The 24,980-nt window shown below is 64.4% G+C and carries 22 protein-coding genes; 7 read left to right on the plus strand and 15 right to left on the minus strand.

Going from position 1 to position 24,980, the window contains the following annotated elements; translation table 11 throughout:
- Positions 1-13 precede the first annotated feature (13 nt).
- Positions 14-682, minus strand: a complete 669-nt coding sequence (locus tag NZ849_RS04715; RefSeq protein ID WP_295404876.1) for a hypothetical protein — start codon at positions 680-682, stop codon at positions 14-16.
- A 104-nt stretch (positions 683-786) separates the two neighbouring features.
- On the opposite strand from NZ849_RS04715, the gene NZ849_RS04720 reads away from it, so the two are divergent.
- The 3 genes from NZ849_RS04720 to NZ849_RS04730 all read left to right on the plus strand — a co-directional run bounded on the left by NZ849_RS04720 (position 787) and on the right by NZ849_RS04730 (position 3,952).
- Positions 787-2,283, plus strand: coding sequence for a tetratricopeptide repeat protein (locus tag NZ849_RS04720; RefSeq protein WP_295404776.1), 1,497 nt, complete (start codon positions 787-789; stop codon positions 2,281-2,283).
- Between the two features lie 14 nt (positions 2,284-2,297).
- Complete coding sequence (locus NZ849_RS04725; RefSeq protein ID WP_295404778.1) at positions 2,298-3,071, plus strand: SAM-dependent chlorinase/fluorinase; 774 nt, start codon at positions 2,298-2,300, stop codon at positions 3,069-3,071.
- Positions 3,072-3,157: 86 nt separating this feature from the next.
- The gene (locus tag NZ849_RS04730) at positions 3,158-3,952 is read left to right on the plus strand and encodes a class I SAM-dependent methyltransferase (protein ID WP_295404780.1); all 795 of its coding nucleotides are present in this window, start codon (positions 3,158-3,160) and stop codon (positions 3,950-3,952) included.
- Here the strand turns inward: NZ849_RS04730 and NZ849_RS04735 are convergent.
- The gene (locus NZ849_RS04735; protein ID WP_295404783.1) at positions 3,949-4,935 is read right to left on the minus strand and encodes a S41 family peptidase; all 987 of its coding nucleotides are present in this window, start codon (positions 4,933-4,935) and stop codon (positions 3,949-3,951) included. The genes NZ849_RS04730 and NZ849_RS04735 overlap by 4 nt on opposite strands.
- Positions 4,936-4,991: 56 nt before the next feature.
- On the opposite strand from NZ849_RS04735, the gene NZ849_RS04740 reads away from it, so the two are divergent.
- Both NZ849_RS04740 and NZ849_RS04745 read left to right on the plus strand, forming a co-directional pair.
- On the plus strand, positions 4,992-6,104 hold the full coding sequence (locus NZ849_RS04740; protein ID WP_295404786.1) for an AI-2E family transporter: 1,113 nt from the start codon (positions 4,992-4,994) through the stop codon (positions 6,102-6,104).
- 3 nt (positions 6,105-6,107) lie between these two features.
- Complete coding sequence (locus NZ849_RS04745; protein WP_295404789.1) at positions 6,108-7,244, plus strand: AI-2E family transporter; 1,137 nt, start codon at positions 6,108-6,110, stop codon at positions 7,242-7,244.
- A gap of 107 nt (positions 7,245-7,351) precedes the next feature.
- Here NZ849_RS04745 and NZ849_RS04750 read toward each other — a convergent pair whose 3' ends face one another.
- The 3 genes from NZ849_RS04750 to NZ849_RS04760 form a co-directional block, all read right to left on the minus strand.
- Complete coding sequence (locus NZ849_RS04750; protein ID WP_295404792.1) at positions 7,352-8,167, minus strand: menaquinone biosynthetic enzyme MqnA/MqnD family protein; 816 nt, start codon at positions 8,165-8,167, stop codon at positions 7,352-7,354.
- Between the two features lie 35 nt (positions 8,168-8,202).
- Entirely contained in the window at positions 8,203-9,348 is a 1,146-nt protein-coding gene (gene mqnE / locus NZ849_RS04755; protein WP_295404795.1) for an aminofutalosine synthase MqnE, read from the minus strand.
- An 86-nt stretch (positions 9,349-9,434) separates the two neighbouring features.
- On the minus strand, positions 9,435-11,249 hold the full coding sequence (locus NZ849_RS04760; RefSeq protein ID WP_295404798.1) for a menaquinone biosynthesis decarboxylase: 1,815 nt from the start codon (positions 11,247-11,249) through the stop codon (positions 9,435-9,437).
- Between the two features lie 186 nt (positions 11,250-11,435).
- Here NZ849_RS04760 and NZ849_RS04765 point away from each other — a divergent pair, with 186 nt between their 5' ends.
- The gene (locus NZ849_RS04765) at positions 11,436-11,921 is read left to right on the plus strand and encodes an NUDIX hydrolase (RefSeq protein ID WP_295404802.1); all 486 of its coding nucleotides are present in this window, start codon (positions 11,436-11,438) and stop codon (positions 11,919-11,921) included.
- On the opposite strand, the gene NZ849_RS04770 is transcribed toward NZ849_RS04765, so the two are convergent.
- The 8 genes from NZ849_RS04770 to NZ849_RS04805 all read right to left on the minus strand — a co-directional run bounded on the left by NZ849_RS04770 (position 11,908) and on the right by NZ849_RS04805 (position 22,452).
- Complete coding sequence (locus NZ849_RS04770) at positions 11,908-12,702, minus strand: hybrid sensor histidine kinase/response regulator (RefSeq protein ID WP_295404806.1); 795 nt, start codon at positions 12,700-12,702, stop codon at positions 11,908-11,910. The two genes, NZ849_RS04765 and NZ849_RS04770, sit on opposite strands and share 14 nt — an antisense overlap.
- 98 nt (positions 12,703-12,800) lie before the next feature.
- Complete coding sequence (locus NZ849_RS04775; RefSeq protein WP_295404807.1) at positions 12,801-13,526, minus strand: DUF4388 domain-containing protein; 726 nt, start codon at positions 13,524-13,526, stop codon at positions 12,801-12,803.
- Between the two features lie 20 nt (positions 13,527-13,546).
- Positions 13,547-16,279, minus strand: coding sequence for a response regulator (locus tag NZ849_RS04780; RefSeq protein WP_295404809.1), 2,733 nt, complete (start codon positions 16,277-16,279; stop codon positions 13,547-13,549).
- 9 nt (positions 16,280-16,288) lie between these two features.
- Complete coding sequence (locus tag NZ849_RS04785; protein ID WP_295404811.1) at positions 16,289-18,607, minus strand: methyl-accepting chemotaxis protein; 2,319 nt, start codon at positions 18,605-18,607, stop codon at positions 16,289-16,291.
- Positions 18,608-18,616: 9 nt separating this feature from the next.
- Complete coding sequence (locus tag NZ849_RS04790) at positions 18,617-20,875, minus strand: methyl-accepting chemotaxis protein (RefSeq protein ID WP_295404814.1); 2,259 nt, start codon at positions 20,873-20,875, stop codon at positions 18,617-18,619.
- Entirely contained in the window at positions 20,872-21,627 is a 756-nt protein-coding gene (locus NZ849_RS04795; protein ID WP_295404817.1) for an MHYT domain-containing protein, read from the minus strand. The genes NZ849_RS04790 and NZ849_RS04795 overlap by 4 nt, the downstream gene beginning before the upstream one ends.
- A gap of 1 nt (position 21,628) precedes the next feature.
- Positions 21,629-22,087 carry a chemotaxis protein CheW gene (locus NZ849_RS04800; RefSeq protein ID WP_295404820.1) on the minus strand — a complete coding sequence of 153 codons (459 nt, stop codon included), beginning with the start codon at positions 22,085-22,087 and terminating at the stop codon, positions 21,629-21,631.
- Between the two features lie 8 nt (positions 22,088-22,095).
- Positions 22,096-22,452, minus strand: coding sequence for a response regulator (locus NZ849_RS04805; RefSeq protein ID WP_295404823.1), 357 nt, complete (start codon positions 22,450-22,452; stop codon positions 22,096-22,098).
- Between the two features lie 177 nt (positions 22,453-22,629).
- On the opposite strand from NZ849_RS04805, the gene NZ849_RS04810 reads away from it, so the two are divergent.
- The gene (locus NZ849_RS04810; RefSeq protein ID WP_295404827.1) at positions 22,630-23,043 is read left to right on the plus strand and encodes a universal stress protein; all 414 of its coding nucleotides are present in this window, start codon (positions 22,630-22,632) and stop codon (positions 23,041-23,043) included.
- A 44-nt stretch (positions 23,044-23,087) separates the two neighbouring features.
- Here the strand turns inward: NZ849_RS04810 and NZ849_RS04815 are convergent, their stop codons facing one another.
- Together NZ849_RS04815 and glpK are read right to left on the minus strand one after the other, a co-directional pair.
- Entirely contained in the window at positions 23,088-23,426 is a 339-nt protein-coding gene (locus NZ849_RS04815) for a dolichyl-phosphate-mannose-protein mannosyltransferase (RefSeq protein WP_295404830.1), read from the minus strand.
- 49 nt (positions 23,427-23,475) lie between these two features.
- The gene (gene glpK / locus NZ849_RS04820; RefSeq protein WP_295404834.1) at positions 23,476-24,966 is read right to left on the minus strand and encodes a glycerol kinase GlpK; all 1,491 of its coding nucleotides are present in this window, start codon (positions 24,964-24,966) and stop codon (positions 23,476-23,478) included.
- Positions 24,967-24,980 lie beyond the last annotated feature (14 nt).

Genomic DNA, 24,980 nt, shown 5'->3' on the forward strand with positions numbered 1-24,980 from the left:
TCCCCGTTCGCGGCTAGCGCAGCCCGGCCAGCTCCCGTCGGGCCCGTTCCTGGTCGTAGCGGTCGGCCGCGGTTTTAGGGGTCAGCGCCAAGGCAGCCTCATACTGCTTGCGGGCCTCGTCCTTCTTCCCTTGAGCGGCCAGCACCCCGGCCAGCTCTACCCGGTGGATGATGGCCTGAGGCTCGAGCTGAATGGCCTCGTTGAAGAGGGGCAGAATCTGGTTGCTGTTGGCCCCGTAAAGCCAGCCCACGTTTTTGGAGGTGAGCGAGTGATGCCAAAGGGCTAAAGCCACCCGGGCGCCAGCGTGGCGGGGGTTTAGACGCAGGGCTTTGTCCAGGTTTTCCTTGATGCTGCTGGCCAGCCCCAGGCTCTCTAGGATGCCCCGGTACTGCGAGAGGCGGCCCTGGGCGCGGGCCAGCTCAAAGTAGGCCTCCGCGTTCTCGCTGTCGGCTTGGATAGCCCGCCGGGCGGCGGCCTCAGCCCGGCCGTACCAGTCGGCCTTCTCGCCGTCCTTAGCGACGTAGCCAGCGTAGTAGCTGGCGGCCTTGGCGGCTAGCGCCAGGCCGTCGGCGCTGGCCAGGCGTAGCCCAGCTTCATAGGCCTCCAGGAACCTTCCCTCGTCTATGAGGCGCTCCACCGCGCTGGAGCTTTGAGCAGAGGCCATCAGCAGAAAGGAGGCCATCCATAAAAAAATTAGACCCTTCATAAGTTTTTTCCTCCGGCTTGGATTTTACTGGATGTGCATCTTTGGGCAAGGGCCTGGAATGCTCATGTTACACTACCCCCATGGCAGCGTTACGAGCGATTCCTTTCGCCTTGGGAATCGCACTGTTCGCATTCACGGGATGGGCCCAGATGGACGCCAGTGGCTACTACGCCCAGTGCAGGGGTCTGTACGAGCGAGGCGCCCCAGACAGCGCCCGGGCCACCTGTGAGCTTGCCCTGACCGCCAACCCCAACCACCTGCCCAGCCTTAAGCTGCTGGTCCGCATTCACCTAGAGGGCAACAACCTCGAGCGAGCCCAGGGTTACCTACAGCGGGCCGCTGAGCTTGGGCCGCAGGACCCGGAGGTGGCCCTGCTCACGGCCCGCTACCTCCTGATGACCGGACGCCCGGCAGAGGCCCTCTCCCGCCTGCCGCGGGGCTTCGGCGCTGAGTCGGTGCTGTTGCGGGCGCAGATCAACGAAGCCCTGGGCAACTACGAGGAGGCCTATGCCCTCTTTCGGCGGATCACTGCCCTCGAGGAGGCCAGGATGGGCGCGGCCCGGCTGGCCGAGCGCCTGGGGCGTCCTCAGGAAGCCATTGGCCTGCTGGGGGATAGCCCAAAGGAGCAGGTGCTCAAGGCCCGCCTGATGTGGCTTACGGGGGACCTTCAGCGGGCGGCCGATGCTCTGGAGGAGGTTCTGCCCCGGCTGGGGCCCTTGGATGCCGACTATACCCGTGCGCTGGGGCTTCTGGCCATGGCCTACTACGGCCTAGGGGAGTTTGATAAGGGCGCCTTGGTGCTCCGCCAGCTCTCCTCCCGGGTGAGCCTGCCCAGCAACGTGTTGGAGAAGGTTTGGCCCTGGCTGGTGCTGTTTTTGATCTATCTGGGGCTTTTGCTCTACGGGGAGAGCCGGATTGAACCCATGCGTACGGTAGAAATGGGGAGCGAGCGGCGGTTTGGTCCGGGTACCCTACACCTTTGGCTTCTGCTCAGCCTGAGCCTCGCGGGGCTGGCGGCGGTGGGGACGGGGTGGCTTCTTTACCACAACTTGCTGGCCTTGTTTGCCCCTTACCAGGGCCAGGTGGTGCGCCCGGTGTTCTACTTCCTTCTGGGGGCCTTTGCCCTTCTGCTGGCCTACAGGCGCGTGGGAAGGGAAGGCATGGCCAGCGTTTTGGGACCCCGGGCCAACTGGGTGGAGGGCACCTGGGCGGGGCTGGTGGTGCTGGGCTTGCTGGGGGTTTACGCCTACTTGGCCAAGCCGTTGAACCTGGCCGGTCTGGGTACGATGTACCCCATCTTTTTTGGTCTGGCCCTGCTCGAGCTGGTGGTTCGCGGGGTGGGCTACCCGGTCTTCAAGGAGCGCTACAAGGAGCTTGCAGGCCCCATGATTCCGGTGTTGTTCGCTTTGGCAGTCCCCGGTCCTACACTTTTCTTCCTGGTGGTGAGCCTGTTTTTGGGCTGGCTTTACCTGCGCACCAAGGGTGCTTTGGCCGGAGCGGTGGCCTGGGTGCTGGCGGGGGTGGTGCTGGCCTTGGTGGCCAACCTGCCCTGGGTGCGCACGCTTTTGGGTAGCTGAGGACAGGAGGGAGGGTGCGGGAGGTCTACTTTCTCTCCGATTTTGGTCTGGCCGACCCGTATGCCGCGGTGGTCAAGGCGGTGATGCGGCAGGTGGCGCCTGGGCTTGCGGTGCACGATCTGGCCCACAACCTACCCCCAGGCGACCTGCGCCGGGCCAGCTACATCCTGTACGAATCGGTGCCCTACCTGCCCCGTGGGGCGGTGGTGCTGGCGGTGGTGGACCCGGGGGTGGGCTCGAGCCGGCGGGCGGTGTTGGTGCTGGGTGAGCGGCTTTTCTACGTGGCCCCAGACAATGGGCTGCTGACCCTGGCCTACCTGCAAGACCCGCCCAAGAAGGCCTACCTGCTGGAAGACCCCGCGTACCACCTACCCCGGAAGTCCTCTACCTTTCATGGCCGGGATGTTTTCGGACCGGTGGCGGCTCACCTGGCAGCGGGGGTAGAGCCGCAGCGCTTTGGGCCGGAGCTGCCGGTGCGGGAGTTGCTGCGCCTGCCCATCCACCTGAGCTTTGGCCGACAGGGCGAGGTGCTGACCTTTGACCGCTTTGGCAACGCCATTACCACCCTCTTGACCACGCCAGCTCAGATTCGGGGAAAGGCCGTGTGCATCCGCTACCATCGTATACCTGTGGCGACCCACTACGCTGAGGTGCCGGTGGGCGCGGCGCTAGCCTACATCGGAAGCGCGGGGTTGTTGGAGCTGGCGGTGCATCTGGGCAACGCCCGGGAGCAGCTTGGCTTGAGGGAGGGCGACCCGGTGGAGCTTTGTGAAGACCGGTGGGATTAGGGGAGTGTCGCTTCTTCACACTTTGCCTTGGGGCTTCGCGGTATGATTTGCAGTTTGTAGGGTAGGTTGCTATCATAAAGCCGAGCATGTCCTCTCATTTCAGTCGGGTGGCCTTTGCCTACGATCGCACCCGCTACCATCCGCCTGAGGTTTCTGGACGAATTGCCACCGCCATTACCACGCCTGTAGAGAGGGTGTTCCGAGACCCGTTGTTTCTGGAGGTGGGGGCGGGTACGGGTCGCATCTCGGTGCCCATAATCGCCCGGGGGTACCGCTACATCGCTTTGGATAACGACCCGGCTATGCTTGAGGTTTTGCGGCAAAAGGTGGCGGGGGTAGCCCGAAAGGCCAGGTTGGTTGAGGCCGATGCTCATGCGCTGCCCTTTGAGCGGCACAGCCTCCACGCGGTGATTGCGGTTCACCTCTGGCACCTTTTGGACGATTGGCGGAGGGCCCTGCAGGAATGCCTGCGGGTGCTACGCCCCGGTGGGTTTTTGTTTGAGGGCTGGGATCAGGCCAACGGCGAGAGCGAGGACTGCCGCATTCAGCGGAGGTGGCAGGAGATTTTAGCCCGGATGGGGTACCGCCTGGAGCGGGGCCGGCACCAGGCCCGGCTGGCCGAGGTGGAAAGGGAGCTACTCCGCAGGCGGTTGGAGCCGAGGAGCAAGGTTGTGGCTGAGTGGGTGGAGATGCGGAGCCCCAGGGCCAGCTTGGAGATGCTGCTCGAGCGCATCTACTCCTTCACCTGGGGGGTTCCGGAGGAGGTTTTCCGCCCCTCCATCGCGGAGCTTGCCCAGTGGGTGAACGAGGTTTACCCAGACCCCGATCTCGAGTACCCGATTCACTGGAGGTTTGTGGTGCGGACAACCCGGCTGCCCTAACGCGGTCCCAGCAGGTGTTGAAGGGCAACCTCGAGCTGCCTTTGGGGGTTCGGTTCTGCCCAGTCGGGCTCAACCCCGCGGCTTTCCCAGGTAGGGCCGCTTAGGGGAGCCAGTACCCCGCTCGCAACCAGCGCCACCCCCCCGTCGGGAAAGCAGTAGGGGGTCAGGGCCTCGGTGTTGCCTGCGCTGCGGGTGCCCACCAGGTAGGCCCGCCCTGCGCCCTTTAGGGCCCCTGCCAACCCCTCGGCTGCCGAGTGGGTTTGGCTGTCTATCAGCACCACCAGGGGCTTTTGGGTGTTTGGAGGGCCCAGGAAGGGGATGGTGGGAAGGGGAAGTGCCCCGAGGCCCCGGCTGACCAGCCGCCAAGGTACCCCCCGCATGAATACCCCAGCCGCCTCGGCCATGTGCAGCACCAGCCCACCAGGGTTTCCGCGCAGGTCGAGGATGTAGCCTCGAGCCTGCCCCTCATGGTGACGGACAGCCGTCCGCAAAAGCTCAATTCCGCTTCGGTCCACCAGGTTGCCCAGACGCACCACCACCACCCCGTTGACAACCCGCACCTCTGAGGAGCCGTAGCTCGGTGGGGGTGGGCTGGGCTCCTTGGGGTGGGGTGCTGGGAGGGGTGCGGTGGGGGAGGTGGGTGGTGGCGCCAGCTCTTCCTCTTTGAAGGGCAACGGCAAGCACGCCACCTGGCCCAGGTAGCGACGAGCCTCCTGGGGGTTGAGTACCCGGGAGTGGGCATCCCCGAGCTCGGCGTACATCTCGTCCAGCAGCCGGTACAGCTCCTCCCAGCTTCGTGCTTGGGGCAACCGCTGGCGGTAGGCCTGGCCCACCCGCTCCCAGTCCACCCCTTTGAACTGAGGGTCGTAGTAGCGTTCCCTAACCAGCCACCAAGCCTGCTCGAAGCGGAGCGCGAATTCCCGGGGGGGCTGGGCTAAGGCGAGGCCCAGCAGGGTGGCCAGGGCGAGCGTCCAGCCGCGCATGGCCGCATGATAAGCCTTTGGATGGCCCAGCCGCACCTGGGGTATCGTAATAGCCGATGCGCCAGGATCTGCTCGAGGTGTGGAAGATTCTTTGGGTGCGGCTTGCGGTTTATGCCTTGCTGGCCTACCTCCTTTTGCAGGCCCTGTTTTTGCTTTTGGGTGGGGCCCGGGGGGCGCTGGTCACCTTGGCCTTGGCTTCCGCCTTTGCCTATCTCGCCGCGCCCATCGTGCGGGCCTTGGAGCGCTGGCGTGTGCCCCGTGGGGTAGGGGTGGGCCTGGTGTACGTGGGGGTGGGGCTTTTCCTAGGGCTCTCCTCCTACCTGATTGCTGACATGGTGGGTGTGCTGGCCCGCTTTAGCGCGGAGCTACCCCGGCTGCTGCAGCCCTGGTTGGCTTGGATTGACAACCTACCTTCCCGAGTGGGCCAGGTCGAGATTCCCCCAGCCCTGGAGGGCGTCTTTTCCCAGGTAGCCCAAAGCCTCCAGACCCTTCTGCAGGGGTTTACCCAAACCCTCCTGCAAGCCCTGCAGGCCTTGCTGGTCCAGGGGGGAAGCCTGGTGGGGTTTCTCGCCTCTTTGGTGGGGGGGGTACTGCAGTTTTTCGCTGCCCTTATTATCTCCATCTACCTGCTCTACGACCTGCCCAAAATCTCCAGTACCCTCCTCGGGGCCGTGCCTCTTCCCTACCAGTCGCTGGCCCTTGACCTGGCGCTCAAGCTGGACCGCGCGGTGGGGGGGTATCTCCGGGGGCAGATTGTGGTGGCGGCCTGTGTGGGGCTTCTGGTAGCGCTGGGATTTTGGGCGTTTGGGGTGCCGATGGCGGGGGCCCTGGGGTTTTTGGCCGGGGTGTTCAACATCATCCCCTATGTGGGGGTCGTCATTTCCACGGTACCCGCGGTTTTGCTCGCTTTGAGCGCTGGGGGATGGCCGCAGGTGCTGGCAGTGCTGGCGGTGGTGGTGCTGGCCAACCAAGTGGAAGCTCACCTGCTGGGCCCCCGCATCCTGGGCCAGGCCACCAGCTTGCACCCGGTGAGCGTGATCGCTGCCCTTCTGATAGGCTCGAGCCTCTACGGCCTGGTTGGGGCCTTGCTGGCGGTGCCCTTGGCGGCATTTCTGAAGCTCCTCTATGTGGAGTTCTACCAGAAAAGCCGCTTCTACCTTGAGGGATGAGGTATGCGCGGGACGCTGGTGTGGGCTTGGCAGAACCCTTGGGTGCGCCTTTTGGCCTATTTGGCCCTGGCGGGCTTGGGTTTTGCTGTATTGGCCTGGGTGGTCAATGGGGCTCGAGGAGCGCTTAGCATCGTGGCGGCGGCCTTTGTGTTTTCGTATGTGGTGAGCCCGGTGGTGGCCTGGTTTGAGGCCCGTGGGCTGGGCCGGGCCTTGGGGGTGGGGGCGGTCTTTGTGGGAATGCTTCTTGTTCTGGCCTTTTCCACCGTACTTTTGGCCGGTATGGTGGGCCAACTGGCCCGGCTGGCTGCTGGCCTGCCCCGCCTGCTGCAGCCCCTGGTGAGCTGGGTTCAGGGTCTGCCCGACCAGATAGGCCAGGTGGAGCTGCCCCCGGTGCTGCTTGAAGCCCTGGCCCAGGCCACCCTGAACCTGCAAGACCTGATCGCGGCTTTTACCCAAATTCTCCTCCAGGCCCTGCAGGGGGTGCTGGCCCAGGGGGGCAACCTGCTGGGCTTTTTTTCCTCCCTGCTGGGGGGGGCCTTTCAGCTCCTCACTGTGATCACCATTTCCATTTACCTGCTCTACGACCTACCCCGGGTGGGCGCAGCCATTTTCAGGGCCATTCCCGAGCCTTTTCAGCCTGCGGCGAAGGAGCTGCTCCGGAAGGCCGACCTGGCCTTTGGTGGGTATGTGCGGGGTACGATTCTGGGTGCAGTGGCCAACGGAGGGGTGGTGGCTTTGGCGATGTACCTCTCCTTTGGGGTTTTTCAAGGCTTTGGCCTGGAAGTACTTACCCAGGCCATGGTGCTGGGTTTTTTGGCCTTTGTTTTCAGCTTCGTCCCGGTGCTTGGGGTGATCATCTCGGCCATTCCGGCCCTGGTGCTGGCCCTGCCTCTAGGCTGGCTGGCCTTTGGGGTGGTGGCCCTGGCCCTTTGGCTTTGCAACCAGGTTTCGGGGATAATCTGGCCAGTTATCATGGGCCGAACCACCAGCCTGCATCCGGTGACCGGTATCGCTGCGGTCCTGATCGGAGCCTCTCTTATGGGGCTGGGTGGGGCTTTACTGGCGGTGCCATTGGCGGCTTTCCTCAAGTTGCTCTACACCGACTACTACCTGCGCAGCCGCTTTTACCGGGAAGGCTAGTCAAGCACCCCGCAAGAGGTCTTGCACAGCTGAATCAACGGGCCTTTTCGCCTTCCAGCAAACGCTCCATGCGGGGCCTGGGTTGGGGGGAGTCGGCGTGCGGGCGCTTAGACATCCCAGTAGTCGTCGGGGTAGGGCAGCCCCACCGCCTGGGCAAAGGCCTGTAAGCCCAGGCGGTCGGGCACCTCCAGGTGGTAGCGGAAGTTCCACAGGTAGTGCTGCATGAGCCTTTCGGGCACCCCCAGGCGCTGGGCCTCGCGCCCGGCCACCGCAGCCAGGTTGCCAAGGCCCAAGGAACGCGCCTGGCGCAGCCTGCGCACAATTTCCGGTGGGGGCGGTGCGTTTTTCCGGGTGGTCCAGACCGCAAACACAAAGGGCAGGCGGGTCCGCTCAAACCACTTCATGGAGAGGTCGGTGATGCGGATGCCCTCGAGCTCGCTGGGCACCTGGTGCACCGACTCGGGAATTACCGACAGCAAGCTGCAGTAGGCCGCAATGGCCTGGTCGCCTATGAGCAAAACCCCGTCATAGCGCTCCAAGAGCTCCAGGCCTCCTCCTTCTGGGATGAGCTCGGCCCTCACGCCGTCGGCTTTTAGTAAGTAGCGCAGGAGCTCTACCGAGGTAGCGCTTTCGGTGGTGATGGCTAGGTGCTTCAGTGCCTCCCAGGGCTTTCGGTGAAAGAGGTTTACCGAGTAGACCGGCCCCAGGTCGGCGATGCTGAAGTCGGGCAGGGGTCTGAGCCGGTCGGCGTTTTTCAGGTAGAAGTAGGAGGACACCAGGCTCAGGTCCACCGAGCCCTCCAAGAGCCACTGGTTAAGCTGGGTGGGCACCCCGTAGCGAAAGGCGATACCATCGCCTTCCTCCAGGAAGTGGTACAGGGGAGCCACGTTGGCATAGCGGGGAATCCCGAGGATGTAGCTCATATCCGAAAGGAGCGGCTCTCGCTGGGGCCCTATTCCTAGGGGCTTGGGGCAGCCTCCATATCGTAAACCCTCAGTTCGTTGTAGAGGGCATCGCGCTCTACGGGTATTCGGCCGGCTGCCCGGATGAGCTCCACCATCTTTTGCCTGGAAAGGCCCAGCGGGCTGGTGGCTCCGGCGGCGTGGGCGATGTGCTCCTCGATGATGGTGCCGTCAATGTCGGAGACCCCCCAGTCGAGTGAGACCTGGACCAGTTCAGAGGAGATCATCACCCAGTAGCCTTTGATGTGGTCAAAGTTGTCTAGGTAGAGCCGGGCCACGGCCAGATTGCGCAGGTCGTCCAGGCCAGTGGTGAACTCGGTCTTGCCTAGGTTGAAAGCCAGCGCATTGGCGTCGGGCTGGAAGGCCAGGGGAATGAAGCTGTAGAAGCCGCCGGTTTCGTCCTGCAGCCGGCGCAGCCGGTCCATGTGGTCAAGCCGCTCTTCCAGGGTTTCGATGTGGCCGTAGAGCATGGTGGCGTTGGTGCGTATGCCCAAGCTATGGGCCTCGCGGTGGATTTGCAGCCACTTCTCGGCCTTGACCTTGTTTTTGGCGATCTGCCGGCGCACCCGCTCGGCAAAGATTTCCGCGCCCCCCCCGGGCAGGGCGGCTAAGCCCGCTTCCTTGAGTTCTCGTAGGACCTCGAGGGTCGGTTTTTTGCTGATTCTGGACAGGTGTTCTATCTCGGCTGCGGTAAAGGCCTTGATCTGGAGACCAGGGAAGTTTTCCCTCAGGGCCCGCACCATGGCTGGGTAGTAGCTCCAGGGGCGGGTGGGGTGGTGGCCGCTGGACATGTGCAGCTCGGTGAGGCCCGGTTCCCACTTTTCCCGCACCTTAGCCACCACCTCCTCCACGTCGTAGTCCCAGGCCCGGGGGTCGCCCTTCCGGGCAGCAAAGGCGCAGAATGTGCAGCCCACGTAGCAGATGTTGGTGAACTCAAGCCTGAGCGAGTGCACAAAGTAGGTCTTGTGCCCGTGTTTTTGCTCCCGCACCCGGTTGGCCAGCCACATCAGGGTGGGGTAGTCGGGGGTTTGGTAGAGGAGCATGCCCTCCTCAAAGCTCAGGCGCTTGCCGGCTTCGACCTTGTCCACAATGGGGGCCAGCCGCAGGTCGCGCAGGGGAGGGGTGTAGCGGTCGCCCGTCATTGGGGAAATCCTAACACCCCGGCCCCGTTTGGATTGTGCAGCTGGTGGGGGAACAGGTGGTTGGCGGCCCTTGGGAGCCTGGGTTTTCAGGGGGTCTTCGCCGTTTTGGTCGGTAGGGGGGGCAGGCCCAGGGCAGTCCAGCGCTCGTCCACCTGCCGCACGACCTTTGGGTCCATCGCAATTTTAGGTGGCCAGGGGCGCTCAAAGCCCTCCTCAGCCAGCTTCCGGGTGCCGTCCAGTACCAGCACCGGTCCTTCTACCCCCTGCATCACCCAGGCGTCCCGCTCGGGATCTATGTTGTTGAGCACCGCCCACATAACCTCGTCAAACTCCAGGCGGGTGTCGGCGTCGGTCAGCAGCATCAGCCGGATGCCCCTGCTTTGGGGGGTGCTCAGGAGCCTTTCCGCTACCGCTCGAGCCTGGTGCGGCCGGGTCTTCTCAAAGGTGGCCATCCAGATGCCGGGAAGCTGGGCCTGCCGTACACCGGGCAGTTCAGGGAGCCGAGGGTGGGCCTGGAGCGTAAAGGGCAACTCCCCTCCCTCCTCGGGTAGCTTGCGGGTTCCGTCCAGGATGAGTTTTCCGCCGTAGCCCATGGCCCGGCTGCTGTGGTCCAGCACGTCTATGGGTCCGCGGGAGATAAGGGTATCCCGTCCCGGCAGCGCGTGCTGGAGGGCAGCCTGGAGGGAGGCTGGGCCCTTGAGGGGGGCTTCGGCATCCAGCACCACCAGCACCTTGGCAAACATCATCTGGCCCAGGCCCAGCAGGCCGTTGGCCACCTTGTAGGCCTGGCCGGGGTAGGCTTTTTCTATCCCCACGTTGACCCAGTTGTGGGCCACCCCGGCTGGGGGCATGTGGTAGTCCCGAATCTCCGGGAGGATGAGCTGGGCGGCAGGTAGGAAGAGGCGTTCGGAAGCCTCTATGAGGTAAGCGTCCTCCATGGGGGGGCGCCCCACGATGGTGGTGGGGTAGACCGGGGTTTTGCGGTGGGTGATGGCGGTAACGTGGAAACGGGGGTAGAAGTCCTCCGGGGTGTAGAAGCCGGTGTGGTCCCCAAAGGGCCCCTCCAGCACCAGGTCCTCGGCAGGGTCCACATAGCCCTCCAGGACGAACTCGGCCTCGGCGGGGACGGGCAGGTCTACCGTCACGCCGCGGGTCAGCTCGACCGGCTTTCCCCGGAGAAATCCAGCCAGGTTGAACTCGTTGACGCCCGGGATAGGGGGCACTGGGGCGGTGGCGGCATAGGTCAGGATAGGGTCGCCGCCTAAGGCTACGGCCACCTCGAGCCGCCGTCCCAGCCTCTTGGCCTTTTCGTAGTGCCGCCGACCCACCTTGTGAAGCTGCCAGTGCATGGCGGTGCTCCTTCGGTCCAGCACCTGCATGCGGTACATACCCAGGTTGAGCTCCCCGGTCTCGGGGTCTTTGGTGATGACCAGCGGCAGGGTGATGTAGGGCCCTCCGTCCAGGGGCCAGCACTTGAGGATGGGAAGCTGGAAGAGGTCCACTGCCTCGCCCCGCAGCACCACTTCCTGTACCGGCCCACCTCGCACCCGCCGAGGGAAGAAGCCCTTGAGCTGGCCCAGCTTGGGAAGCAAGGTTAGGGCGGCCCTCAGCCCACCCCCGCCAGGGTTGAGCCGCAGCAGGTTCCCTACCCGGACGGCCAGCTCATCCAGGCTTCGAACCCCCATGGCCCGGGCGGTGCGCTCAGCGGTGCCAAAGCCACCGATGAAAACGGGAAACCGGTGCCCTTTTACCTTTTCGAAAAGCAAGGCGGGCCCCCCCGCCTTGACCATCCGGTCGGCAATCTCGGTGATTTCCAGCTCGCAGGAGACCGGCTCGCGTACCCGCACCAGCTCTCCACGTCCCTCGAGGTCGGCGATAAAGGCTTGGAGGTTCTTGTACATCTGCCACAGAATAGCCGATGGCTCCGGGCAGAACATGGGGGTATGCTGCGATGGCCTCTGTGCCTTTGGGCACGACACCCTCTGGAAAACCGTGTAAACTTACGGAGAAGAGCCCATTACGGGGCATCCGAAAGAACGGCTATGCGTTATTCAGTCGGAACACACCGCCGCCGACCCAAGCGCGGCATGCGCCAAAACACTGTGCCACGGTCCCGTCGCCGGGTTACCTCGGCAGGAGGGGTGGTGTTGCGCGAGCGCCCCGGAGGTAGAGGACTGGAGGTCTTGCTCATCGCCATCAAGGACGGGCGGGTGTGGAGCTTGCCCAAGGGCCAGGTGGAGCCAGGGGAGCACTACCCGCAGACCGCCGTGCGCGAGGTTTGGGAGGAGACCGGCATCCGGGCAAAGGTGCTGGCCCCTTTGGGTAGCATCCGGTATCACTTCACGGTGCGGGACGATGGGGTTCAGACCACCGTGACCAAGGAGGTACACCACTTCCTCATGGGGTACGTGGCGGGGCTGCCCCGTCCCCAGAAGGAGGAGGTGGACGGGGTGGACTGGGTGCCGGTGCGTGAGGCTTTGCGCCGGCTAGTGCACCAGAACGAGCGGAATGCGGTGCTACGGGCCCTGGCCTGCTGGGAGGCCTTGGTGCCCACCGGGGCTAAGCCGAAGTAGTTTGGTCCAGGGCTGCCCTGAGCTGGGGCATCCCTTTGAGCACCAGGTAGCGGACCACCCCGGTGCCCCCGGTTCCCCGCAGCGCGAGCACGAGGGTAAAGCGGGGGTTGATGCGGCTTAGCAGCAGGGTTTTGCCCGGATACTCCAGGGTCATCGTCTGCACCGCGGTGAGCTGGTACCTCTCCCCTAGCACCCCCGCGATGGAGAGCAGGGTATGTAGGTAGGTGGCCAGCAGGTCGGGTTCCTCAACGGGCTGGCCAGCCCAGGCCCGCAACTGGCCGCCCGGGCCGATGATCAGCGCGGACTCCACCTCGGGTTTGTCGAGAAAGGGTTTGAGTTCTTCCTGCAGACGGTCCAGCGGCTCCGAAGCCTGTGGAGGGAGAGGGGGCTGGGGTGCTTCGGGCACTTCGGCAGGGGGAGAGGGGGCGGCGTAGCTCGCTTTGAGGGCCCGTTCAATTTTGGGGAACAGGTCGTCGGGCGTGAAGGGTTTGGAGACCACGTCAAAGGCCCCGGCTTGACGGGCTTGGGCGATTACGCCGTCGTTGATGATTCCGGAGATGAGGATGACCGGCACGCCCTGGGTGGCCTGGTTGCTCTTTAGCTTCTGACAAAGCTCAAATCCGCTCATTCCCGGCATGACCACGTCGGCGATAACTAAGTGGGGAGCGTTGCGGTGGATGGCTTCGAGGCCTTGTTCGGCGGTCTCGCTGGTGGTGACACTGAGGCCGCGGGTGGAGAGCAGGCGCTCCAGCACCTTGCGCACGCTGGTGCTGTCGTCCACGACTAAGACTCTAGCTCCTTGCATAGCTAAGCCAATGGTAGGGGCTGGCTGGAGTTATGGTGGTGATGTGTAACCATTACGGGCAGTGCCAGGGGTTTTCAGTGCAAACCTTGCTGTCGGTGGTCTATTTCCACCGCTAGCGAAAGGAGCAGCTGGTCGGTGCTTTTACGGATGGTGATGGGTTCTAGGAAAAAGTCGGCCTCGCTTAGGGGTTCAAAGTGGAAGCGACCTTGCTTGGAGTTCTCGGCTTTCAGGAGAAGCTGCAAAACCGCGTCTTCTCCGGTTTTCTCGCCGTATTCAGCATGGATAAGCTGGCCTTTGCTAAAAAGCCAGGTGGCCTTTTCCCTATCAATTTCCAGGCGCAGCCGTCCGGTCTTGGCCGATTTAGCCAGCCACTGAGCCAGTTCAAAGAGGTTCATGTCCCCCAGGTAGCCCTGGATGCCGCCATTGCCGGGCTCGGTGCCGTGGGTTTTGCGGGTAAGCTCCAGGATGAGCCGGTAAGCGCTGCGAACCACCTCCGCGGCCGGGGTGTGGGTGGGCAACACCAGGTCAAATTCGCCGGTCTGGGCAGGGGGTGTGTCCGAGAGCAGGATGAAGGGCACCAGGGCGAGCTGAGGGTCGGAGCGAACCATTTCAAAGAACTCGAGGCCGCTCAGGTCGCGGAGTGTGGGGGTGCTCACGATAACATCGGGGCGGTTGCGCTCCAGCAGGGTCATGGCGTAGAGGGCGCTGTCCTCAATCCGCGCCTCGAACCCCGACAGGGCGAAGCTCTCCTTGAGCGAGGCGCCTTGGGTGGGTTGGCCGGTCAGGATCAGGGCCTTCATCTGGGAAGCTCCTTTGGGGGCTAGTTGGCCCGCAAGAAACGCTCCAATTCTACCTCGTTGGCGGGTTTGGTCAGGTACGCGTTGGCCCCCAGCTCCAAGGCCAGGTCGCGGTGCTTGGGGGAGGCCCGGGTGGTCAGCACGGCCACCGGTAGGTGGGCCAGGTGAGGGCGGCGGCGCACCTCTTCCAGCAGCTCAAAGCCCGAAAGCCGGGGCATCTCGAGGTCGGTAACGATGGCCCGGAAGGGTTGCTGTTCCAGGAGTTCTAGGGCCTCTTGTCCATCGGCAGCGGTAACCACGGGGTAGCCGGCTTTGCGCAGCATCTGGGCCACCACCTTGCGCACCGAGAGGGAGTCGTCCACCAGCAAGATGGGCAGGTGGTGGGGGGCTTTGGCCTCGGCTCGAGCGGGGGCAGGGGCAGTGGTGGTAAGGGAGAGCAACCCGCTGGGGCTTAAGACCAGGATGACCTCACCGGTGGGGGAGAGCGTGGCCCCCATCAGGTGGGGCAGTGCGGTGAGGGGAGCCCCCAGGGGTTTGACCAGGGCTTGCTCCAGGCCGATGAACCGGTCGGCGGCCAGGGCAACCCACCGGCCGCCTCGACCTTCTACCAGGGCCAGCGCGTACTCCTCCGAGGTTTCCGATTCGGCCAGGCCCAGAAGGGCCGCTAGGGGAAGGATGGGAACGGGCCCTCCCTCGTAGACCACCTCGAGCTGGCCCCGGGGTGCGCTGAGCAGGGTGAGAAGGCTTTCCCGGGGCAGGGCCAGTTTCTGACCGCCCACCTCGAGCAAGAGCAGCTCGGCGACCACCAGGTTTTGTGGAATGCGCAGCCGAAAGGTGGTGCCCAAGCCTTCCCGGGTTTCCACGCTCAGCTCCCCCCGCAGGCGGCGCACCGTGCTGGCCACCACGTCCATCCCTACCCCCCGCCCGGCCACGTCGCTCGGGTTTTCGGCGGTAGAAAGCCCGGGGATGAAAATCAGCTCCAGCGCCTCCTCAGGGCTCAGGGCCGCCACCTCGGCCTGGGTGCGCAACCCCTTCTCCACAGCCCTCCGCTTGAGGGCCTCCAGGTTGATTCCCCGTCCATCGTCGCTCACCTCCACCACCAGGGCGTTGCGCTGGGCGTAGGCTCGCAGGGTCAGCGTGCCCTTGGGCTCCTTGCCCCGGGCTACCCGCTCCTCGGGGCTTTCGATGCCGTGCGTAAGCGCGTTGTTGACCAGGTGGATGAGGGCTTCGGACAGGCCGTCCAGAACCACCGAGTCCACCTCCACCGCCTCTCCATGGAAGCGCACCTCTACCTGCTTGGGGCCTGCAAGTTGTTGTACCTGCCGGGCCAGGCGCTGGTAAAAGCGCTCGATGGGCACCAGCCGGGCCCGGCCCACCTCCCTCCGTAGGGCCTGCGCCAGGTTGCCGAAGCCTTCGGTTTCCTGCCGGAAGGTCCTGATCTGCTCGCCCAGGGCGCTTCCCACCTCCGATAGGTCGTTGGTCATCTCCTGGATGGAGCGGGCCAGGATGTTGAGGTCGTCGTAGCGGTCAAACTCGAGTTCGGTGAAGAGCTCCCGCACGGTCTTGCCCAGGGTGTTCTGAGGGGCCGGGGGCTGGGGGGGCTCTGCCGAGGGGGAAAGCCGGGGATTCAGGTAGCGGGCCTCAAAGTCCGCGGTGGTGCGGAGCAGGCGTTGCCGGGCGGTCTCGAGCAGGGCCCCCAGCTCCTCAAAGCGCTGGACCAGGAGCTCCAGCCGGGAGCGGGCCGCTAGGACTTCCCCGGCGATGTTGAGCAGCGCATCCAGCCGCTCTAGGCTGACCCGTACCGAGGCGGTACGGCTGGGGTGGTTTTGTGGGGGTGGGTTGGAAGGCGGGCTGGGTTCAGTGGGGGTTGGGCTGGCGGGCTCCTGGCCCAGCAGGGCGTCCAGGTGGCCCTGCGTTCGCTGCAGGGCCTGCGGAAGGGTTAGGGCAGCCTGGGGATCTTTGCCTTCAGCTACCGCAACCATCTGTCCCAGCAGCTCAACCCCCTCCAGAACCACCTGGGCGGTCTCGGGGTCCCAAGCCCGGCGGCCCTCGCGGACCTCTACCAGCAGGTCCTCAAGCCGGTGAGCGAGGGTGCCGATGGGCCTGCAGCCCACCGAGTAGGCCGCTCCCTTGACGGTGTGCATGGCCCGGAAGAGGGTTCGGAGAGCCTCCTCAGCTTTCCCTCCTTCCATCTGCAGCAGGGCCTGGCTGGCCAGGTCTAGGTTTTCCAGGGTTTCAGGGGCAAAGAAGTCCCAGAACTCCTGGTTTTGCCCGTGGAAGCGGACCAGCTCCGCCACCACTCCCCCGTCCTGGGGGGGCAGAGGGGGCGGCTCGGCCTCGTTTTCTGCTGGGAGGGTAAAGGCTTCGGGGTTGAGGGCGGTCAACTCTTGGATGAGGGCGGCTGCCCCCAGCCGGCCCAGCTCGAGGCCTACCGGTCCCTCCTTGCCGGTGATGGCGATGTTCTCCAGGGCGGTGGTGAGCACCGCCGTCGCTTGCTCCATGAACTCAACAACCTTTTCCCGCTGGGCCTCGGTGTAGCGCGGGGCGCCTTCCAGGATGCGCTCAGTCAGGGCCCCCAGGTGGGCGGTCTGAGGGAAGCCGTAGAGGCCGGCCGAGCCCTTGAGCCGATGGGCCATCACCACCAGTGGCTCGTGCCGCCCAATGGCCAGGAACTCCGCAGCCTGTTCAAAAACCGCCACGGTCTCCCAGGCCTCGTCCAAAAAGCTTTGCAGGAGATCGGGCGTTGTGGTGGACATGTGGAACCCCTACGACAAGCGGAACCGGGCCAGGTTGCCCGCAAGCTGGGCGGCCAGAATGCGCATCCCTTCGGCCGAGCGGCGGCCTTCCTGGCTTTGCTCGTTGGTTTTCTGGGCGGTCTGGGCAATCTTCTGCATGGCCTGATCTACCCGCTCCACCGCACCTACCTGGATCTGGGCCAGGCTCGAGATTTCCTGGGCTAGGTGGGCTGACTGGGCGGCGAGCCGGGCGATATCCTCCAGGCGGCTTCCCGCGGTTTGGGCTACGGTGTGGCCGGTCGTTACCTCCCGCACGCCTTCCTGCACCCGTTCCACCACCCGTTCAACCTCGCCTTGCACCTGCTGGACCAAAGCGCCTACCCGGGCAGTCTCGCGGGCCGATTCTTCGGCCAGCTTGCGGATTTCTTCAGCCACAACAGCAAAGCGGCGTCCCGCTGGGCCTGCTCCGGCAGCTTCAAAGGCGGCGTTCAGGGCCAGCAGGTTGGTTTGGGAGGCGAATTCCTCGAGCACGCGGGTTATGCTCTCAATTTCCGCCGAGCGCTCCGCCAGTTTTTGCACGCTTTCAGCGATGGCCTGCATCTCGCCTCGGATGTCGCTCATGCTGGAGAGGGTCTGGGTTACGGCCTGCTGGCCCTGCTGGGCGGCCTCGAGCGTCTCCTGTGCGGCCTGTGCGGCACCGCCAGCTCGCTCAGCCATCTGCCGAATTCCCTGGCTGAGCTGGCGAGTCTCCTCCTGTACCTGACGAACCTCCCCGGCTTGGGTGAGTGCGCCCATGGCGATGGATGCGGTGAGCTGGTCTACCTGGGTGGCGCTCCGGTTCACCGACTCGGCGGCCTCCTTGACCCCCTTGAGCAGGTGAGCGATCTCCTCCACGGTGAAGTTAACCGCGTCCACCACGCTACCCAGCACGTCCTCGGTTACCTCGCCCCGACGGGTCAGGTCGCCCTTGGCTATCTCGGTGGCGACGTCCAGGAACCGGCGCACGTTTTCCTGAAGCCGCAGACCCCGCTGGCGCTCCGCTTCTTGCTGCTCCATCAGGCTTCTCAGGGTCAGGATGGATTGGTTGAGGGTCTTACCCACCAGGCCCAGCTCGTCCCTCGAGCGCAGCCGAACCAGGGAGGAGAGGTTCCCCCGGCCCAGCTCGGCCGCGGTCTTGCTCAGCTCGCCCAGGGGGGCCAGGATGGAGTTGAGCACCCCGAGGATCAGCCAAAGGGAGAGGGCCAGGGCGAAGAGTACGATGAACAAGCTGAGCACCTGCCGGTTGACCAGGTGGCCCAGCCGCTCGTCCAGCGCGCTGTTGAGCTGGTTAAAGCTCGCGTTCTGGAGGGCAAAGTAGGCTTCGATGGGCCGGCTTAGTTGCTCGTAGAACAGCGTCGGGTTGAGGTTCATCCGTCGGCTGAGCACCTCTCGGCGGGCCAGCTCTACTGCTCCTTCGGTAATGGCTCGAGCTGAGGAAACCTGCTCGCCAAGGCTGCTTTCCAGGTTGGGGCTGGCCTGGAGGGCGTTTTGTATGGAGCGCTCCAGGCTGGCCGTAACCGAGGGAATCTCCCAGGGCTGGCTGTTGCGGCTGGTCAGGGCCATCAGCAGACCGCTGAGACGGCGTTCTTGATCGGGGCTAAGGGTTTTGGATTGCAGCGCTGCGCTGCCCAACCCCTGCACCAGGCTTAGGGCCTCCATGACCTGGGGCAGGCGGTAGACCACGCTGTCCACCAGCCAGTAGACCTGGACGGTGGGGTCGAGCAGGAGGTTTGACTGGGCGGCAATCTGCTCGTTGAGGGCAAAGAGCTGCTGGACCAGCTGGGTGTGCTCCCGGATGTAGAGCTCAGCGTTGGTGTTCAGGGCCAGGGTGGTGTCCCAACGAACCTTTAGGGCCTCCAGCCTTTTGCCTAGGCCTAGGGGGTCGCCCTCGCTGCGAAGGGTCTGCTCCAGCAGGGCGAAGCCGCGGTTGACCTCCTCGGCCTTTTGGCTCCGTGGAATCGCCAGTTCCTGGTTTCCGGACAAGACCGCCGCGCTCATGCTCCGGTGTTCGGAGATGTTTTTGATGAGGGTGCTGGTGTGCTGGAGCAGCAGCGCCCCTTGCTTTTCTGCCCGCACGAAGTTGATGTCGGCCTGCTGCTCCAGCACCAGCGAAAAGAGCAGGTAGAAAAGGGGGAACAGCAGGGGGAGTACCAGAAGCGCCAGCTTGTAGGGGATGCGCAGGTTGCCGAAGAACCCAGTGATGGGTGCCTCTAGAAGCTCGGCGTCTACCCGCAGCTTGCGCGGTTGGGCACCCAGGAGGCCCACCTGTTTGACCTCGACTTCGTGGAATTCGCGCTGCAAGGCCATCATCTCCTCCGCTTAGGCGGGCAGCCGGAAGCGCGAGAGGCCCTGGTTTAGCTGTTGGGCCAGCGCTTGCAGCTCCTCAGCAGTTTGGCGGCCCCTGCGGCTTTCCTCGTCGGTCTGCAGGGCGGTGTTGTAGATGTCCTGCACCAGGTCGGTTACCCCCTCAACCCGGGTCACCTGCGCCTCTGCAACCTTGGCCAGGCGGCGGGCCGCCTCTGCGGTCTGCTGGGAAAGCGCGGCGATTTGCTCGAGCTTGTTACCCGCCTCGGTGGCAATGCGATAGCCCTGCTCCACCTCCCGGGTGCCGCCTTCCACCGAGATCACCACGCCCTGAATCTCGCTTTGGATGCCCTTGACCAGCTGGCTCACACGCTGGGCCGCACGGGCGGCGTCCTCGGCCAGCTTGCGCACCTGGTCGGCCACCACCGCAAAGCGGGCGCCGGCCTCGCCGGCCCCAGCGGCCTCAATGGCGGCGTTCAGGGCCAGCAGGTTGGTTTGTTTGGCGATGCGGGAGATGGTGTCCACCACCTCGGAGATTTCCAGCGAGCGGTCGGAAAGGCCCTTGATGCTCTTGGAGATGCTCTGTACCTCCCGGCGGATGTTCTGCATGCCAAAAAGGGTGTTCTGCACAGCGGTTTGCCCTTCGAGAGCAACCTCCTTGGCCCGCAGCACCAGGGCTGTGCCCTCAAGGATTTGCTGGGTCATCCGGCGAATCTCATCGGTGGTGTCCAGGGCCTCAATGCGAGCCCGGGCCGAAAGCTCGGCCTGAGACTCGGCTTTTTCCTGCACCCGCCTCGAGCTCTCGGCCATCTGGGTTGCGCCTTGGTTCACCCTCTCAGCAGCGGTTTGCACCTGTTTGAGCAGGTAGGCGATCTCCTCTACGGTAAGGTTCACCGCGTCCACCACGTTGCCCAGCACATCCTCGGTCACGCGGCCCCGCTTGGTCAGGTCGCCCTGGGCAATCTCCATGGCCACGTTCAGGAAAGCCGCAATGTTTTCCTGCAGGAGGCGGCTTTGGCGGAGTTGCTCCGCGTCGGCCTCGGCTTTTGCCCTGAGCTGGGCCACGCTGTCGTTGAAGGTGCGGGCCAGCGAGCCCAGCTCATCGGCCGACTGCACCGGCACCTGTACGCTCAGGTCGCCCTTGCGGAGCCGGTTGGAGGCTGCGAAGAGCTGGGCCACCGGCTGGGCGATGGAGCGGGCCACCGCGCCCACCAGGGTAAAGGTGAGGGCCAGGGCCAGGGCGATGCCCACGAAGATCAGAAGTTGCTCCTCTAGGAGCGTAGCGATGCGCTGTTCCACCAGCCGCTCTATCCGGTTCATTAGGGCCAGGTTGTAGGTCTCCAGCCCCTCCAGGGCCTGGTCAAAGGCCGCGGTGTACTGGCTGGGCCGGTAGGTGAGGCGGGGTGGGGTGGCCACTTCATTGACCGCCAGGGCGTAGGCCTCCCGGACCAAGGCGTCGGCTCGGGAATAGTCCTCCAGGAGGGGCTCCAGGCCTGGGTTGAGCCGTGCCGCACCCTCCAGCTCCCGGGCCAGCTCGCTCAGGGTCTGGTTGATGCGGCGAGCCATGGCGCTTACCTCCACCCGCTCGGCAGGGCTGAGGCTTCCCCGGCTCAAGGCGTACTGCCCCAGGTTGCGCAACCGGGAAAGCTCCAGGTAAAGCCCCGGAAGGCTGTCGATCACCGAGCGTTGTAGGTAGTGGATGTCCACTGCGGGGAGCATGGACAGGCCTGACTGGTTTCCGGTCTCCTCCATCAGGTCGCGCACTTCCTGAGCCAGCACCTGGCTGGCTTCAAAGCTGTTCAGCGCGCTGATGGTCGGACCCTGGTTTTTGATCCGCTCCCAGTCGTAGCGAATTTGGGCGATTTTTTCGGTTAGCCCCCAGCCCCAGCGCTCACCCAGGGTGGTGTTGAGCTGGCCTAACTCCTCCAGCCAGGCGTCTACCTGTGCGGCAATGGTCTCGGCCTGGGCACTTTGGGCCTCCAAGGCCCGCTGATACTGGCTACTGCCGAAGAGCAACTTCTGGACCACCCTTAGGTAGTCCAGACCGACGTAAGCGCTGTAGCTGGCCTCAAAGCGCTGGGCATTCTCGCGGTACAGCAGGAGCGTGGTCAGGGCGATGGGGGCTAGGAAGGCCAGACTGATTAGGAGGAGCTTCTGCCAAATTTTGAGCGAACCCAGCACCCCTCCGCTGGGGAGGAGCAGGGTGGTGCCAGGGGATGGGGCGCGCCGCCAGGGAGGGCGTAGGGCGGCGGGTTTGGGGCTGGGCTGGGTCATGTTTCCACCTCCAGGCCGTGGTCACTGGCGCTGTCCAGCAGGAAACCGGCGAAAAGGGGGAGTGCGCTGAGGGCAACCGCCAGGAGAATGAAAAGGTTGAGGGAAAGGAGGCCCTGCAGAACGACCTGGGCGTGGGGGGTATCAGGGTTGGGGGTGAAGCGAACCGCCAGCATGGCGGTGTAGTGCATGAGGGGGATGGCCAGGCCGGTTAGGGTAGCGGTAAGCAGGTTGCGCATGGGTACTCGGTCGAAAGCAGGGCTGGTGAGGGTCCACATCCCGAAGGTGCCCAGCGCTATGGCCACCAGCAAGGAGAGGGCCACCAGGGGTGGGTTGAAGCTTAACTTGGCATCAAGCTGCATCGCCAGCATGCCGGTGTAGTGCATGGCCCCGATGCCGGTGCCCAGGAAGAACCCTGCCCCCAGCACCCCGAGCCCCCCCACCTTAGGCCTGCGTACCATTTGGAAAGCGGCCGCAGCCCCCAGGATGGCCAGCAGGACGGAGACCAAAGTGAGCAGGGGATCGTAAGAGACCAGCAGGTTCTCAAGCCGTAAAGCGGTCATGGCGGTAAAGTGCATGGCCCAGACCCCCATTCCGTAGGTGAAGGCGCCCATCCAGAGCCAAAGGGGGCTTCGGTTGCCCTGGCGCAGCCGGCGGATGACCACCAGGGCGGCGTACGAGGCAAAGATGGCGATGAAAAACGAGGTCCCCACCAGCAGGGGGTCGTGGTGCATTGGAAGGTGGTTCTGTTCCATATCAACTCCTTTCCACCCGGCCTGGGAGGATTGGCCGGGGGGAGGAAACCTCCTGGGAGAGGTAGGTGAGAAGGCGGGGAGGGTCTAGGAGACCAATTGGCCTGCCTCCTTCCTCCACCAGGCCGCTGAGAACGGGGGTCTGGCTGGGCCTTGGATTTGACAGAACAGCGTGGGCGAGCCCGACCACCTCGTCAATCCAGAAAGCCAGAGGTTGCCCTGCCGCATCCACCAGGGCGGCCAGTCCTGGCTCAGCTGGGATGGTCTCTAGAACCAGGCTCAGGTCAAAGAGGGGAACCGCCTGGCCCTGGTGGGCGAAAAGCCCCAGCAAGGGCCTGGGTACCAGAGGTACAGGGGTGAGCTGTCCCACCTCCAAGACCCCCTTGAAGGCCTTTGGGGCTATTCCCAAAAGAGTACCGCCCAAGCGCAGCACCCAGATTGGCCCGAAGGCGGCGGGGGTCATGGGGTAGCCTAGAGCAGTTCCTGCACCGCTTTGCGCAAGGCCTCAGGGGTGTAGGGCTTGGTTAGATAGCCGTTGGCCCCTTGCCGCTTGCCCCACTCGATGTCGGTGGGTTCGCCCTTGGAGCTTATGATCAGCACGGGGATGTGCTTGGTGGCTTCGTTGCGCCGCAGCGAGCGTAGGATTTCGTAGCCGTTGCGGCCCGGCATTACCACGTCCAGCAGCACCGCATCGGGCTTTTCCGCTTCTATGCGTTGCTCCACGTTTTCGCTGCCCTGGTAGAGCACCACTTGGTGGTAGGGGGAGAGAGCACTTTCGATTAGCTTCAGGTCAGCCAGGGAGTCGTCTATTGCAATGAGCTTTGCCATAACTTCCTCCGGTTGCACAGGGGGTGAGGGCGGGCCGCTGTCCTCCCCCGCGGGATACCCCTAAGTTACGCGAACCGTGACTTGCCTCCTGTGACGGATGCACGACCTGGTTTCGGTGGGGCGTTACGTGGGCCAGGGGTGGAGTTGTTTGTGGGAAAATCCCTGTTGGGAGGTGCCATGTTCAGCCATATCTTGCTTGCCTATGACGGTTCTCCGCATGCCCGCAAGGCTGCTATGATGGCTTCCGACCTAGCCCGGCGGTACCGGGCACGGGTGTGCCTGGTTCACGCTTATGACCCTATACCGGCATATCTGGGTGAGCCCTTTTTGCAGGAGGCTATCTCCCGCCGTACCGAGGCGGCAGAGAGGGTTGTGCAGGAGGCCCGCTCCCTTTTAGAGGGCCTCGAGGTGGAGGTAGAGGTTCTGGAAGGGCCCCCGGCGGAGGCCATCCTGCGGGTAGCGGAGGTGCGTGGGGTGGACCTGATTGTTATGGGCACACGGGGGCTAGGCCAGCTCGAGGGGCTGCTCCTGGGAAGCCAGAGCCAAAAGGTTCTGGCTCGCTCCCAGAGCCCGGTGCTGCTCGCCAAGTGAGCTGCTGGGCCGGGTTCCCGGTGGGGATGAGCAGGCAGCAGGGCTTAGCCCCTCTTGCCTAGGCGCTCCTGCACCGCTTTGGCCAGCTCCTCGGCCTTGACCTTGGCTTGCTCGGCGGCCTGCTGTACCTGTTCGCTCAGGTGCTTGAGCTGGTCGGGAATCCCGTCTTTATCCCTGTCCAGACTGGCTTTGAACTCCTCAAACCGGGTCCTGGCCTGCTCGGCGGCCTGCTTGGCCTGGTTTAGAAGGCCCTCGAGCTGGTCTGGAACCCCGTCTTGGTCCCTGTCCAGGCTGGCCCGAACCTCGCTGATCTTGGCCTCGGCTTGTTTGAGGGCGTTTTCGGCGGTTTCTCGGGCCCTTTGGGCGAGTTCTCTGAGGTCCATATCCCCTCCTCTAAACATCCTAGCACCGCAGGATGAGCCAGGTGCAAGCTCAGGCCTCGGCCCAGCCCCGGGCCCGCTCCACCGCTCTTTTCCACCCCCGGTAGAGCCGCTCCCGATGGGCTTCCGGCATCTTGGGAGCAAAGCGCTTCCCGACAGCCCACCGCTTTGCAATCCCGTCTTTGGAGAGGAGCCCCGCCCCCACCGCGGCCAGGTAGGCGGCGCCCAGGGCAGTGGTTTCGATGACCTTTGGGCGAACCACTGGGGCTGCCAGGATATCGGCCTGGAACTGCATGAGAAGCTCGTTGGCGCTGGCCCCTCCGTCCACTCGAAGCTCGGTGAGCCCTAGGCCTGCGTCGGCCTCCATGGCCTCCAGCACCTCCCGGCTTTGGTAGGCGATGGCCTCGAGGACGGCCCGGGCGAGGTGAGCGGCGGTGCTGCCCCGGGTCAGGCCCACAACGGTGCCCCGCGCATAGGCGTCCCAGTAGGGAGCCCCCAGGCCCACGAAGGCAGGGACGAAGTAGACCCCCTCGGTGCTCTCTACCCGGCGGGCCAGGGCCTCCACCTCGCTCGAGTTCTGGATGATTCCAAGGCCATCCCTAAGCCACTGCACCGCCGCTCCAGCCACAAAGACCGAGCCTTCCAGGGCGTACTCGGGTGCCTCTCCCTCGAGCTGCCAGGCCAGCGTGGTGAGCAGGCCGTTTTTTGAGCTCACAGGTTCTCCACCGGTGTGCATCAGGAGGAAACAGCCGGTTCCGTAGGTGTTCTTAGCCATACCCGGCGAAAAGCAAGCCTGGCCGAAGAGCGCAGCTTGCTGGTCGCCGGCCACACCGGTAATGGGGATGGGCGCGCCAAGGAGCTCCGGTAGGGTGTGGCCGAAGAGCCCTGCTGAAGGGTGTATTTCCGGCAGCAGGGCCTTGGGAACGCCCAGGATGGACAGTAGCTCCTCGTCCCAGTTTAGGGTCTGTAGGTTCATCATTAGGGTACGGGAGGCGTTGGAAACATCGGTGGCGTGCACCTGGCCCCCGGTTAGGTTGTAGATGAGCCAGCTATCCACCGTGCCGAAGCAAAGCTCGCCCTTGCTGGCCCGTTCCTTGAGGCCCGGCAGATTCTCCAGTAGCCAGCTTACCTTGGTACCGGAAAAGTAGGGGTCCAGCACCAGCCCAGTTTTCTTGCGAAAAACGGCCTCGTAACCCCCTTCTTTCAGCCCCTCACAGACCCTGGCGGTGCGTCGGTCCTGCCAGACGATGGCCCGGTGTACCGGCTTTCCGGTAGCCCGCTCCCAAATCAGGGTGGTCTCGCGCTGGTTGGTGATGCCCAGGGCTTGGATTTCCTCGGGGTTTACCCCAGCCCGCCCGATGGCCTCGCGGGCCACCTGGAGCTGGGTGTGCCAGATTTCCATGGGGTCGTGTTCCACCCAGCCGGGTTCGGGAAAGTGTTGGGCAAATTCCCTTTGGGCCAGACCGAGGGGCCTTCCCTCCAGGTCAAAGACGATGGCGCGGCTGCTGGTGGTTCCCTGGTCTAGGGCTAGAACGTAGGGCATACCTCCTCCTGGAT

Origin of the sequence: Meiothermus sp. (genome assembly GCF_025060375.1) — a bacterium.
GTDB lineage: Bacteria > Deinococcota > Deinococci > Deinococcales > Thermaceae > Meiothermus.